This is a genomic window from Methanomicrobia archaeon (genome assembly GCA_016930255.1).
Taxonomy (GTDB): Archaea; Halobacteriota; Syntropharchaeia; order Alkanophagales; family Methanospirareceae; genus JACGMN01.
Window position 1 is genome coordinate 19,590 of record JAFGHB010000018.1, and the last position, 13,663, is coordinate 33,252.

General features: G+C 50.5%; 9 protein-coding genes. 7 read left to right on the forward strand and 2 right to left on the reverse strand.

Annotated elements, in window-relative coordinates; genetic code table 11:
* The first annotated feature begins 139 nt into the window (after window positions 1-139).
* Window positions 140-2,725: an ATP-dependent chaperone ClpB gene (gene clpB / locus JW878_02700; protein ID MBN1761978.1), complete on the forward strand. Its 2,586-nt coding sequence runs from the start codon at window positions 140-142 to the stop codon at window positions 2,723-2,725.
* 103 nt (window positions 2,726-2,828) lie between these two features.
* Here the strand turns inward: clpB and JW878_02705 are convergent, their stop codons facing one another.
* A complete protein-coding gene (locus JW878_02705; protein ID MBN1761979.1) occupies window positions 2,829-3,686 on the reverse strand; it encodes an MBL fold metallo-hydrolase in 858 nt (285 codons plus the stop codon).
* A 73-nt stretch (window positions 3,687-3,759) separates the two neighbouring features.
* Between JW878_02705 and JW878_02710 the strand changes: the two genes are divergently transcribed.
* The 3 genes from JW878_02710 to JW878_02720 all read left to right on the forward strand — a co-directional run bounded on the left by JW878_02710 (window position 3,760) and on the right by JW878_02720 (window position 8,560).
* A complete protein-coding gene (locus JW878_02710; protein ID MBN1761980.1) occupies window positions 3,760-6,102 on the forward strand; it encodes a DUF3160 domain-containing protein in 2,343 nt (780 codons plus the stop codon).
* 203 nt (window positions 6,103-6,305) lie between these two features.
* Window positions 6,306-7,376, forward strand: a complete 1,071-nt coding sequence (corA, locus tag JW878_02715) for a magnesium/cobalt transporter CorA (GenBank protein MBN1761981.1) — start codon at window positions 6,306-6,308, stop codon at window positions 7,374-7,376.
* A 32-nt stretch (window positions 7,377-7,408) separates the two neighbouring features.
* A complete protein-coding gene (locus JW878_02720) occupies window positions 7,409-8,560 on the forward strand; it encodes a hypothetical protein (protein ID MBN1761982.1) in 1,152 nt (383 codons plus the stop codon).
* A 96-nt stretch (window positions 8,561-8,656) separates the two neighbouring features.
* Here the strand turns inward: JW878_02720 and JW878_02725 are convergent, their stop codons facing one another.
* A complete protein-coding gene (locus JW878_02725; GenBank protein MBN1761983.1) occupies window positions 8,657-10,648 on the reverse strand; it encodes an IGHMBP2 family helicase in 1,992 nt (663 codons plus the stop codon).
* A gap of 191 nt (window positions 10,649-10,839) precedes the next feature.
* Here JW878_02725 and JW878_02730 point away from each other — a divergent pair, with 191 nt between their 5' ends.
* The 3 genes from JW878_02730 to JW878_02740 all read left to right on the forward strand — a co-directional run bounded on the left by JW878_02730 (window position 10,840) and on the right by JW878_02740 (window position 13,512).
* The gene (locus tag JW878_02730) at window positions 10,840-11,742 is read left to right on the forward strand and encodes a hypothetical protein (protein MBN1761984.1); all 903 of its coding nucleotides are present in this window, start codon (window positions 10,840-10,842) and stop codon (window positions 11,740-11,742) included.
* Window positions 11,743-12,095: 353 nt separating this feature from the next.
* Window positions 12,096-12,791, forward strand: coding sequence for a DNA alkylation repair protein (locus JW878_02735; protein MBN1761985.1), 696 nt, complete (start codon window positions 12,096-12,098; stop codon window positions 12,789-12,791).
* Between the two features lie 133 nt (window positions 12,792-12,924).
* On the forward strand, window positions 12,925-13,512 hold the full coding sequence (locus tag JW878_02740) for a PrsW family intramembrane metalloprotease (GenBank protein ID MBN1761986.1): 588 nt from the start codon (window positions 12,925-12,927) through the stop codon (window positions 13,510-13,512).
* Window positions 13,513-13,663 lie beyond the last annotated feature (151 nt).

Sequence of the window (13,663 nt, forward strand, 5' to 3'; positions counted from 1 at the left end):
CTAAAAGTCTGAAAAATCATCGACTTTAGGAGCAAACATCATACTTTAGGAGCAGAGGGCACTTTGGGAGCAAAGCCGGGTGTTGGCAAAACTTTATATATGATACTTCCCTCTTACTTATGGTGGAGGTGTTGTATAGATGAGACTTGATAAATTAACCGTAAAGGCGCAGGAAGCGCTGCAGGAGGCAAAGAACCTTGCTGATACGTACAATCAGCAGCAGGTAGATGTGGAACACTTATTGTTAGCGCTGGTTGAACAGCCGGAAGGTATTGTCATTCCGATATTGCAGAAGATAGGGGTTGACATTGGCCAGCTCAAGTCACGTATTAACGAGCATTTAGAGTCACAGCCGCAGGTTTATGGCGGGGGCGGCGGCGTTGACCAGCTTTACATCTCGCCGCGATTGAATAAGGTGCTGGAAGCTGCGTGGAAGGAAGCGCAAGCGATGAAGGACGAGTACATGAGCACCGAGCACATGCTGCTCGCAATTGCCGATGAGACGGATGCCGGGTCGCCAGAGCTCTTGAAGGGACTGGGCGCGACCAAAGACAGGATATTCGAAGCCTTGACGTCTATTCGCGGCGGGCAGCGGATTACGGATCAGAGCCCCGAAGATAAATACCAGGCGTTGGAACGCTACACGCGTGATCTTACAGAACTCGCACGTCGGGGGAAGCTCGACCCGGTTATCGGCAGGAATGATGAGATCAGGCGGGTGATGCAGGTTTTGTCGCGCCGCAGGAAGAACAATCCGGTGCTCATCGGCGATGCAGGCGTCGGTAAGACCGCGATCGCAGAAGGGTTAGCGCAGCGGATTGTTAATGGCGATGTGCCGGAGACGTTGAAGGATAAGCGTGTTTTAGCGCTCGATATGGGCGCGTTAATTGCCGGTGCGAAGTTCCGGGGTGAGTTTGAAGACCGGCTTAAGGCGGTGTTAAAAGAGATTGATGAGTCAGCAGGTCAAATTGTCCTCTTTATCGATGAGTTACACACGGTTGTGGGTGCAGGCGCGGCAGAAGGCGCAGTCGACGCGTCGAATTTGCTTAAGCCCGCCTTGGCACGTGGCGAACTCCGCTGTGTCGGTGCGACCACGACCGATGAGTATCGGAAGTATATCGAGAAGGACGCGGCGTTGGAACGCCGATTCCAGCCGATTACGGTTCGCGAGCCGTCGGTTGAGGATACCATTTCGATCCTGCGCGGTTTGAAGGAGCGATATGAACTGCATCATGGCGTCCGGATTCAGGATTCCGCGCTGGTCGCCGCAGCTACGCTCTCGAGTAGATACATCACCGATCGATTCCTGCCGGACAAGGCGATCGACGTGGTTGACGAAGCGGCTTCGAAGTTGCGAACAGAGATCGACAGTATGCCGGTTGAGATCGACGAGGTGGAGCGCAAGATCAGGCAACTGGAGATCGAGGAGCAGGCGTTGAAGCGCGAGAAGGACAAGGAATCAAAGGAGCGGCTCGAAAAGATCCGGAAGGATCTGGCAGCGTTAAAAGAAACAAGTGACCAGCTCAAAGCGCGCTGGCAGAACGAAAAGGAGGTGATACAGCGCAGGAGAGCGATCAAGGAGAAGATCGACCAGACGAAGATAGAAGAGCAGCAGGCGGAGCGCAGTGGCGATTTAGAGCGTGTGGCGAAGATCCGCTACGGGACGCTGTTCGAGCTGCAAAACGAGTTGAACGCGCAGAATGAGAAACTGCAGGAGCTGCAGAAAGATCAGATGATGCTCAAGGAGGAGGTTGGTGCAGAGGACGTTGCCGAGGTGATTGCAAAATGGTCCGGGATTCCGGTCTCGAAGATGTGTGAAGGCGAGACCGAGAAACTGCTTCATATGGAAGAACGACTGAAGCAGCGTGTTGTGGGCCAGGACAAAGCGATTTCGTTGATCTCCAATGCGATTAGACGTGCACGAGCAGGTCTCAGCGATCCGAACAGACCCATCGGGTCCTTCATATTCTTGGGGCCTACGGGTGTCGGTAAGACGGAACTGGCAAAGGCGCTCGCAGAATTCCTCTTCGATGATGAGCGTGCGATGGTACGTATGGATATGTCGGAGTTCATGGAACGGCACTCGATTGCGCGGCTCATCGGCGCACCACCGGGCTACGTAGGCTATGAAGAGGGCGGATTCCTGACCGAAGCCGTGCGCAGAAAGCAGTACACGGTCGTTCTCTTTGACGAAATCGAGAAGGCGCACAACGACGTCTTCAATCTGCTGTTGCAAATTCTGGACGACGGTCGGCTGACTGATGGGCATGGCAGGACCGTAAATTTCAAAAATACCGTGATCATCATGACCTCTAACATTGCCACACCGTTTATTCAGGACTCGAGCGGCAAGGAACTGGAAGATAAAGTAATGGAAGCGCTGAAAGCGCGATTCAGACCGGAATTCCTCAATCGTATCGACGAGATTATCACGTTCAATCCGCTGGGCATGGCGGAATTGAAGCTGATTGTGGAGATTCAAATGCGGCATCTGCAAGAGCGACTGGCCGATAGGAAACTCACGATTTCCGTGAGCGATAGCGCAAAGGAACTGATAGCGAGTCAAGGATTCGATCCGGTATTCGGCGCGCGACCGGTGAAGCGAACAATTCAACGACTGATCGAAGACCCGTTATCAAAGAAGATTCTGGACGGCGAGTTCGGCGAAGGCGATACGATCAAAGCAGACGTCTCGGACGGAGCGATCGCGTTCTCGCGCGCTTAGGCGCTCCGTTCCCGTAGCAAGCAGTTTCGGCGAAAAGGAATCGTAAAGGGCTCGGCCCCCTTTTTTGGCCAGGAGAGTCGATAAGGGCAGGGGTTCTAGCCACTCAGCGATACAGCTCTTTTCGTCTTGCTTCGAGCATCTCGTTGTCGTGACCGAGGTACTCGGCAGCGGTCATCACAGTCACGTCGTTTTCAGCGGCACAGTCGTACACCTCGGGGATCCGTTCCTTATACTTCAGGTCACGCATAAAATGGTGCTCTACTATTAGGGTCCTCACCGCAGTCTCCGCTATGATCCGGTTGATATTCTCGATGGCCAGTTCCAGACTCTTCTGCGAGTACCGGAAGCCGAGCATATAGGTCATCGGGCCGTCCAGAATCAGGAGGTCTGGATTTTCTTTGAGGATGAAGTCCGCCTGATCCGCGACAGAAGGTCCCTCGACATCGCTGGTGAAGACCAGCTTCTCATCGCCACACGAGATGCTTACCTCGACCACGTAGCCCAGTCTGGGATTCGTGCCGTGATAGACCGCCGGGGAGAATGTAATGGTTGTCGAGCCGTGCGTGTATTCGTTTCCGTCTGCAATATCCAGGGACTTTGGTAGTTCGTCAAGCTGCTCAAGGAAATGAGCAGCACGGCCCGCTTGGCTCTTGTTGATCTTATCCGTCGGATGCTTGAGGTAAACGATCTTGCCTTCGTAGACTTCGGGCTCATAAGGGTCGTGGTGATCGTAATGGTAATGGGTAACGATGAGGACATCGCTTCGTGCTGCGTGGTCTTTTATAGCAGCCCAGCGCTCGGTCATCCGCTGCTCTTCGATCGGATGTGGCGGTAATCCGTATCTACTCGGCGCTAACGATACGCCCGGATCGATGAGCACGGCAATGTCGTCGGTCTCTACAAAGGTCGCCATAGACCGCACACCAAAGCTGTCAAACGCCAGCGGTTTTACGTTGAACATCGGATTCTCAGTATAAAGAGAGAGAATCTATTCAGCATAAATCTTTTAAAGGTTAACGCACTTATACGCTTTAATGGCATCAAAACCCTCCGTCTCCGGATGGATTTTGGTCTTCGCACTTATCAGTGCCGTCTGCTTCGGCGGCTGCCTCGAGCCGAGACCTACCGGGCCAGAAGAGGAGATATCGAGATTACAAACGGAGGCTATTGATCTATCGGACGTAGAAACAACTGCTGAGCTGCGGTTCATCGACTATTATTCATTACCTGCTCTGAACGTGAGCCTTCAAACCGCACAATACACACTGCCTTTGGAAACCGATGAGATCGCCAATTTCAATGAGTTCTCTAGGACAATTTCGTTGAACCCGGATGCGCTACGGCTATTGGAAACGAATGGGTTTGTCGTTATCAGTAACCCGTTCTATCCACAAACGGAGGATATTACAGTGCCTTATAACATCCTGAAGGATCGAGAGATACCTGTTTTTATCACCTCGGATTCGCTCTTGCATCTGTACCATATCCAATTTGACGAAACGCTGCGACAGGTAGAGGAACGCGAATTTTACGATATGATCTGGAATATCAGTATGACGCTGCTGAACGAATCACTGGCGGATTATAGCAGCAACACAGGCGATGTAAAAGAGGCAGCGCGAAGGAATGCCGCCTATTTCGCCGTTGGTCTGAGTTTGTTACAGCCTCGTGAAGATCAATTATGTACGGATGAATGGAACTGTAGAGATCCGGGTATAGCGAGCGCATATTTCGACCTTGAGGATTTGGCAACGTACAGCTTCGAGGTGCCTGATTTCGTTAAAGCGGACGTTGAAGCGGAACTGGCATTGATAGAAGAACATGCGGGCTTTGTGGAATCTCCTATCTTCAGATACGAGGAGGATTACTCGCAGTACGTCCCACGTGGCCATTATACCCGCAGCGAAATGCTGAAGAACTATTTCAAGGCGTTCATGTGGTACGGACGCATGAGCTTCTTGCTGAAAGGCGGCCCTGAAGGGATAGTCTCCGCGGAAGACGCGAAACTACAGACGATGGATGCGGCGCTTATCGCTTCGGAATTCACCGGCAATCAGGAATTGCAGGATAAGTGGGACAGAATCTATTCCGTAACGGCATTCTACGTCGGGCTTTCTGACGATTTAGGCCCATATGAGTATAGGGACGCACTGAATTCAGTGTTTACGGGGTCGTTCGAGCCGGCAGCATTAACCGAAGAGAGCGTGGACGATTTGAAAACAAAATTGGCTGAATATAGCGCGCCGCGAATATACGGAGGAACTGGCGATTGTGAGATTCCGCCGCCCTTCACGCCCGAGCAGGCAGATCAATGCCTGGAGGCAACCAAGGGATTTAGATTGATGGGCCAGCGGTTCATTCCCGATTCCTACATGTTCTCTAATCTGGTAGGGGCGTACACGGATGTCTATTTGGGTAATAAGGAGCCAAAACCGTTTACGTTCGTCATCTCAGGTGCCGGTCGACCGATACGGGGCTTTCCGCGCGGCTTGGACGTCATGGCGCTTTTGGGCTCCGATCGAGCACGGGAATTACTGGACGAGCTGGATGATTCCAATTATAAGCGATACGACGAGGCGTATAACGAATTAGAGGCTGAATTCAACGCGTTTAGCGATGCTGATTGGAACAGGAATCTATACTGGAGCTGGCTGTTTACGCTCAAGCCGTTGCTGAAGGAGTACGGGACGGGGTATCCGACGTTTATGCAGACAACGGCGTGGCAGGATAAGGAGCTTACCACCGCACTGGCCTCGTGGACCGAGCTGCGGCATGATACGATACTGTACGCGAAGCAGAGTTATACGATGGCGGAATCGGCGATGCCGATGCCGACGCCTGAGAAGAAAGTAGTCGGGTATGTCGAGCCGGTGCCTGAGTTTTACAATCGGCTGCTCGCGTTGACACGAATGACCACTGACGGGTTGGAGAGCATGGACGTATTGGACGAAACGTCGAAATATCGGCTAGAGCGCTTGGAGACGATTTTGGAGCGCCTGGTTGACCTCTCGCAGAAGGAATTGGAGAACGAGGAATTAACCGATGCGGACTACGAGTTCATCGAGAACTTCGGTGAGGAGTTGAATGACGTCATCGCGGAGGTGGATGAGAAGGCGAAGAAGACGACCATCGTTGCGGACGTGCATACCGATGCAAATACCGGGCAGGTGCTGGAAGAGGGCGTTGGGTATGTTGATATTATCGTCGTTGCGTACAGGGTTCCGGACGGTCGGGTATTAGTGGGTGCGGGGCCGGTAATGAGCTATTACGAGTTCAAGCAGCCGATGCAGGATAGACTCATCGACGAGCAATGGCGCGAGCTGCTGCAGTCAAAGCCACCGGAGCGGCCGGAGTGGTACGCTAATTTCGCGGTGTGAACGAGCTGCGCAACGGTTGAAGTGACGGAGAGTGAAAGGGTCCAATCTAACTAACGGGGCGATAGCGTAGAAAAAAGATCGTGCGGAACGGAGATTCGTTATAGCTCCCCAAACAGTTACGTATATATAGGTTGCGTAATGTTATGTATGCATATCACGGTGGTTAGTTGTGCTCATACGTGATGTGAGGTGAAGTGTATATAATGCAGAAGCTCGCTACGAAAAAAGCAGCACGGGAGAAGATCGGGCTTCCTCCGGGGACGCTCGTCCATGTGGGCGAGAAGAAGGCCGAAAAGATACGGATTAGCATTATTGACTATGATGAAGCGCACGTTGAAGAGAAGGAAGCGAAAACCGTTGAAGAATGCTTCCCTTTTAAGGATAAGCCCACGGTAACCTGGATCAACGTTGACGGCCTCCACGAGGTGGGCGTCATCGAGCAACTCGGCGCTCATTTCGGCATGCACCCGCTGCTGCTCGAGGATATTCTGCATACCGAGCAGCGTCCGAAGCTGGAGGATTTCGGCGCGTATCTCTTCGTCGTTTTGAAGATGCTCTATTTCGAGGAAGGGACACGCAAAATCTTGGCAGAGCAGGTTAGCCTGATCCTCGGCTCGGATTTCGTCATCTCGTTCCAGGAGCGGGAAGGCGACGTCTTCAAATATGTACGCGAACGGATCCGGAATAGTAAAGGTCGAATCCGCAAGGTGGGCGCGGACTATCTCGCGTACGCGTTGATCGATGCGATCGTTGACAACTATTTCATCATCTTGGAGAAGCTGGGCGAGACGATCGAGGTGATGGAGGAGGAGTTGGTGACGAATCCAATGCCCGATACGTTGCAGACCATTCACCATCTGAAACGCGAGCTGATCTATCTGAGAAAATCCGTATGGCCGCTGCGTGAGGTGATCAGTGCTCTGGATCGCGGTGAGTCGCCGCTGATACAGGAATCGACCGGTGTGTACCTGCGGGATCTCTATGACCACACCATCCAGGTCATTGATTCCGTCGAGACGTTCCGGGACATGGTCGCCGGGATGCTCGATATCTACCTGTCAAGCGTGAGCAACAAGATGAACGAGGTGATGAAGGTCTTGACGATCATTGCCACCATATTTATCCCGTTGACGTTCATCGCGGGCATCTACGGCATGAATTTCGACTACATGCCGGAACTCGGCTGGCGGTGGGGCTATCCGGCCGTCTGGTTCGTGATGTGTGCGATTCTCATTACGATGATCGTCTACTTCAGGCGGAGGAAGTGGTTGTGAGTGCGTAGGCTTCTGTAGGTGATAGGATTTCTATGAAGAAAATCGAAATGGTGGATCATACAAGATTAGAGCAATTGTTGATGGATGGTTACGTTGTAGTTGGACCTGTACTACATCTTTCGCGTATTAGACCCGAGGCAATCGACAAGATGGGGACTAAAACCCTCATAATGCTCAGACATCCATCTACTGGTCATCGGGTTAAAATGCTCACATCGGATGAACGTGCTATCGAAAGAGCCAAAAATCAGCGTCATTACCAAGAAGAGCCAATCGGTACCCTCGTCCACATAATTTGCGTTGCTCTTAGAGGTAGATCATTAAAGCATCGTGTTTTTCACTTAGATCAACTTGTAACCAGCCTAAATGGTTACTCGGGATGGGAGTTTAGGTTGGGAGACGTTGTTGGAACATTTGAAGTCGATATCAGGATTGAATCAACTGACCGGGCTGAAGCTGAAAAAGCTGTTGATAGCTTGCAAACTCTCTTGGATTATCTTTCGGTGCTTTTACAAGTCGGATTTCATATTCAACATTGCCATTATGCATTAATCCCCCGTTTTGGACCGACTATTTTAGCTGATCCTGAAGAAACAATGCTCCCTTTGATAACTACTGACGAAATTGATACCACAGCAGCCACTGTTTCGTCTGATTTGACTAAAGCTACGGCTGGCGGTTTGAATAAAGCCTATATCGGGTGTACCATGCCTAGCCGCCTTTCAATGCTCTGGGCAGCTGTGGAGCACGTATTTCGTGTTAAGCCTGAACAACTGCTTACAAATGATGAAGTAGAAAATCTACTTACCTATGCAGAGGGAATCGAAAGCCTTGAAAGTAATATTGAACGGCTGGAAAAGCTTAAAAAGGTATATTTGGACTTTGATGAAGAAACTAAAGATCCTAAAGAAGAAATTTTGGAGAAAATTAAAGAAACACTTTTGGACCCTAATCGATTATCCCTCATTAACCGGAACAAACGCATGGCCTATGCCATTGCGCCCATTATGGATATTAGTGTACAGGACGCTTATTCGAAAGTACGCACTGCTTCGCAACTGCGCGGAAAACACCTACACCAACTTTCAACAGAAGACTCGGAAAAATTGGAAGCTTCCGAGGAATTCTTGCAGGAGGCACTGTTACAGTATTTGGCACAGCAAAAAGAGACCCTAAAAGTGTGAAAGATCAGCAATAAATTTTAAAATCAAAATATCACCCGTACCAAACTAACGAGTATCCTTGGATTCTTCTTTATCATCTCTTTCAAAAATGCACGTTCACTGTACTACCCGTTTATACGCGTCCCGGTCCTTCGCCGACTCGATCAGCCGCCGGTAGCAGCCGTCGTGTTCAAGAGTCGTGGAATCACCGATTAAAACTAACTTCCGCTTCGCGCGCGTGATAGAGACGTTAAGCCGTCTCAAATCTCTGAGGAAGCCTATTTCACCTCTTTTGTTACTCCTCACAAACGATACGATAACGACCTCCTTCTCCCTGCCCTGGAAGCCATCGACCGTCTTTATCTCCAAACCTTCTACCCGGAGCAGTGTCTTCATGAGTGATACCTGATCGTCATAGGGCGAGATAACCGCGATTTCTTCCGGCGGTACACGCAGGCTTAGCAGGCGTTCTGCGATATCGCGTACCAATCGCGCTTCACCGATGTTCTCTTTCGAGGTCGAGCCTCTTCTCGTGCGCTCTGCGAACTCGTCACTGCCCTGCGTGTCGATGAACAGAAACGGCTTGAGATCGTCATCCTCAAGCTCCGCCAGTTTCGATTCCTGAAGTATATCCAGAAGATTCCGCCGTTTCACGTCTTCATACGCACGCAATTGGCCGTTATAAAACTCCTTATTCGGGAACGCCTCTATCTCCTCGTTCATGCGGTACTGGACTTCGAGCATCGCCCGTATCCGATCGCCGTACAACTGCAGAAGCCGCTCGAATAAGCTCCTGCCCAAGCCGCCGCGCTCCGCTTCCTCGTTCAGGACCGTCGGTGGCAGTTGCTTGTGATCGCCCGCCATGATGAACCGCTTCGCCTTGAGCACCGGTATCAAAGCAGACGGCTCCGTCGACTGCGTCGCTTCATCGATAACCGCGAAATCGAACTTCGCGCCTTTCAGTATCTCGGAACCCGCCGTGCTGTTCGTCGCGCACACCACTTCCGCATCCTCGATGACACTTCGTATCGCGCTCTCCTCCAGCTCACGCGCCATGCCGAATAATTTGTCCACCCGCTGCTTCACCACCAGCCATTTCCGCATGCCATTCAGCTTCTTCGCGGGTATGCCCCGTGTCGGCCTTCCCTGGCGTGCAAGCTGCATTATCGCTTCGTCACTCAAACCCCGTCGCCACCGCATCTCCGGCACGACGAACCCGCTCATACGCTCCTTCAGCTCGTACGCGCGCTCACGAAGCTCCTGTGCCTTTATGTAGTCGGAATCGCCCTGAACCAGATAATCCAGGCTCCTGCGCCGTAACGACGGGATGACACGAGCAGGATGCCCTATTCGCACCACGTTCACATCGAGCTTGTCCAGGCGCTCGACCAGGTTATCTACCGCCACATTCGAGTCCGCAGCCGCTAAAATCGTGTAGTTTCGCTTGACGAGTTGTAATATCAGCTCTATGCAGGTGATCGTCTTGCCCGTGCCCGGCGGTCCATGGATGAGGAAAAAATCCCGTGCCGCCAAGCATCGCAAGACTGCCTCCTGCTGGCTTTCGTTCAGTGCCTCATTACAGAATTCGATCGCCTTCAGCGCGGTAAACTCCGGCGAGGTGGTACCGAGCAATTTATCCTTGCGCCGTCTCGGCAGCCGTTTGAATTTATTCAACGCTTCTATCATCCTCTGAAACGTGATGTCATTGATAAACAGGTCTATTCGGAGATCTTTGCGGTACACAAAGCCCGGCGGTGCGTCGTCAAACGCGACCGTAATGGCATACAAAGTCTTCTCCGCAACCGTCCCCGTCGGATTATCGTCATCCCACGGTGCCGTGCCCGCCTTACTCACCAGAACGAGATCGCCAACCTCTATCTCGCTCTCCGGCAACGTCAAACCCGAGTTTTGCTTTCGAAATCGCACCAAGTGCTTCCCGCCCAGGCCCAGGTCTTGCGATTTACCCCGCATCCCCAGAAACGCTCTGCCCTTTGCCTCGCGTTCCCGAGCGCTCAGCCGTCGCATCTCCTCCTCATGCTGCCGCATCTGCTCCTCGCGTTCCAACTCCACGAGTTCGATGAAATGTCTGACGTATTCGTGCTCGTTCATTGCTTCCTTCTCGCTCGCACTGCCTACTATTACATAAGACGTGATACAGATAACTTCGAGAGACTAGAGAAATCAACGCGGACGATTCCGGGGATGCGAATCGGTCACGGGTATAGAGGCGTAGCGAAAAATGGAAAATTTTAAATAGCGAAAAAAATTTAGTACTAACTACTAAACGAGAAGGCGCGCGTATGGATCTAAAAGACTGTTTTGTAATAATGCCCTTTTCAACCACGGCCTCTCATACAGAAGACGAGTGGACAGCGATTTTTGAGGAGCTCTTTAAACCTGCATGGACTGAGTTCGTGGTTGATTGCTATAGAATAAAGGTACCCAGAGGTTCGATTACGAAAAGCATTATTGAGAAGTTATATGGTGCCTCAATGGTTTTCGCTGATTTAACCGATTCGAATCCCAATGTGATGTATGAGTTAGGTGTTCGCCATACCTTTAGAAAGCCGTCAATCATGGTTAAAGAACATAATAGCACAATTCCGTTTGACGTCAGTGATTATGCGATCTTCGAATATGAGAAAACACCTGAAGGATTAGCTGATTTAAAAGATCATATTCGTGCAGTCATTCAGAATATTGAGCAATTCCCAAATAAGTGTGATAATCCTGTGTGGGATTTCCTTCAAGTGAGTGAATTCATTGTTGATTATCACTGGAATAAGGAAACCATCAGGAAATTAGAGGCAATAAAGGAAGAGTTAGAAAGTAACTTAGAGAAATGTGATGGTCTTCTGGATGAGCTCAAGAACATCAAAATATTAGGGACCCCAAATTATAACCCAACGGATGACGTTAACCGCGTAAGATTAGAGAGGGCAATGGAATGCTTCTTCCCCACTATACGAAGCGACGCAATAACACATTTGAAGGTAACGCGATATGTCAATTTCCCCAAAGATGACTGGATTGCCTTTGATAAAATCGATAATTTCTATAAATGGTGTCAATTCTTCTCGAGTAATTTAGGCACGTATGAACTCGATGAAGCGGAGAAGGAGATAATAAAAAAGAAGAGGCGACTACTAAGAGAAGGTTTGAAGATCATTGATAATCGAATTTCAGAATTAGAATCGAAATGATCATGTATCGCATCGATACCCTCCCCGCTGCCGTACCCTTCGTGTGAGGTTTCATCTTGCTCGCGGCCCGCGCGTGAACGGCAGACACCAAGCAAGATGGGGGATTTATCGCGATATATATATGCAGCCTACGGTGATACAAACAGGTAGAAAATGAGGAATAAGATGACCTAACACATTGGCTCGTTGCTTGGTGCGGAAGGTGCAGCTCTTTGTTATCGTACCATTTGCGTCGAGGGTGCAGGTAGGTTCGCTTTCTTTAGCTCTACAGGACACAGGTAGCGAAACTCTCCTCACCATTCGGATTTTTTAGTGTGTCGGTTAGACGGTCGTATGAGAAGGAAGGCATTACGATGGCTGAGGGAACGCGGTATAGCGAAATTCTGGATAGACTGAAAGCCTTATCCGATCCAAAAGCCGTAGAGGGTATGGCACGGTTTGGAATCACCCCGGAAAACACCTACGGCGTCTCAATTCCAAATCTGCGGAAGATTGCTAAGGAACTAGGGACCGATCATCACCTCGCGCAAGAACTGTGGTCGTCCGGCATACACGAGGCAAAAATACTCGCGAGCATGATTGACGATCCCGAAGAGGTTACAGAAGTGCAGATGGAGCGCTGGATAAAAGACTTCGATTCCTGGGACATCTGCGACCAGTGCTGCAGCAATCTCTTCGACAAAACCGATCTTGCGTATCAGAAAGCGGTTGAATGGAGTGCACAGGAGGAGGAATTCGTCAAGCGAGCTGGATTTGTCTTGATGGCTGCGTTAGCGGTGCACGATAAGAAGGCAGAAGATAGAGCATTCTTGCAGTTCTTACCTTTGATCAAACGCGAATCCACTGATGCGAGAAACTTTGTGAAGAAAGCGGTCAATTGGGCGTTACGTCAAATTGGGAAACGAACTATCGTTTTGAACACAAAGGCGATTGAAACGGCGAAAGAGATCTGGGAGTTCGAAACAAGAAGCGCACAGTGGATCGCCGCGGATGCATTGCGGGAATTAACCAGCGAAAAGATTCAAAGGAGGTTGCTCCGGCAGAAATAGAGTAGAGGCGCGGCGTCCTCCAATAACGAAAGAGGGTCTCGAACCTTCCTCATCACACGGAAACTCCAAAGAACTTCTGTACGCTATCGAAACGACGGGTATATATAGCCTAACAACGTATGTATAGCTAACCATGGCTGCAGAGCCCGATGAGCAGAAAGTAATAACGCTCCATCGACCGGACTTACGAGAGAAAGTGTTCTTTTTCATCTCAGGGATAATCATAAGCGTTCCGTTTACCCTTTACATCGGCTCGTTCACCGACTATTTATGTGCCGTATCGGCGGTATCGCTCTTTTATGCCTCAATATGCACAACCGCGATCTTCACGCCACTCATCGAGGAATTTGCAAAAGCGTATCCGCTCTTTTATCGCCACGGAGAAACGGAGCGCTCTATCTTTACGCTCGGGTTTCTGGTGGGGTTAGGATTTGGTATCTCCGAGTTTCTTGTCTACGTATTTGTGTTAGGGACGCCAATACCGATCAGATTGCCGGGGCCGTTCTTCCATGCGGCAAGTACCTCAATTACCGCCTACGGCATTGCGATGAAGCGCCCCGTAGGATTTTATCTAATCGCAGTGATGCTCCATTTCGCAAATAACTTCGCCGCATTATTTGGTGCCGTCTGGTACGTCGGTGGATTTGGCACCGTAATACTATCTTATTTTCTCTCGTGGCATCTCTACCGCAAAACGTCAGATCGGTTCATCGCGTACTAGCTCGTAGCACGCCGGAGACGGGGTTCTTTACTTAGATGCTCTAGAGCTAAAGCACGCATTCAACTCAATTATAGTCAAAAACCAAACAATTCATACTTAACACCCTCGCCTAGAAACCGCTCGATCCAGCCATGTGCGAAACTAAGCCGGG

Excerpts from the sequence above, each read along its gene's own strand:
- JW878_02725 (MBN1761983.1), bottom strand. The coding sequence starts at position 10,648 with ATGAACGAGCACGAATACGTCAGACATTTCATCGAACTCGTGGAGTTG.
- JW878_02710 (MBN1761980.1), top strand. The coding sequence starts at position 3,760 with ATGGCATCAAAACCCTCCGTCTCCGGATGGATTTTGGTCTTCGCACTT.
- JW878_02740 (MBN1761986.1), top strand. The coding sequence starts at position 12,925 with ATGGCTGCAGAGCCCGATGAGCAGAAAGTAATAACGCTCCATCGACCG.
- clpB (MBN1761978.1), top strand. The coding sequence starts at position 140 with ATGAGACTTGATAAATTAACCGTAAAGGCGCAGGAAGCGCTGCAGGAG.
- JW878_02705 (MBN1761979.1), bottom strand. The coding sequence starts at position 3,686 with ATGTTCAACGTAAAACCGCTGGCGTTTGACAGCTTTGGTGTGCGGTCT.
- JW878_02730 (MBN1761984.1), top strand. The coding sequence starts at position 10,840 with ATGGATCTAAAAGACTGTTTTGTAATAATGCCCTTTTCAACCACGGCC.
- corA (MBN1761981.1), top strand. The coding sequence starts at position 6,306 with ATGCAGAAGCTCGCTACGAAAAAAGCAGCACGGGAGAAGATCGGGCTT.
- JW878_02735 (MBN1761985.1), top strand. The coding sequence starts at position 12,096 with ATGGCTGAGGGAACGCGGTATAGCGAAATTCTGGATAGACTGAAAGCC.
- JW878_02720 (MBN1761982.1), top strand. The coding sequence starts at position 7,409 with ATGAAGAAAATCGAAATGGTGGATCATACAAGATTAGAGCAATTGTTG.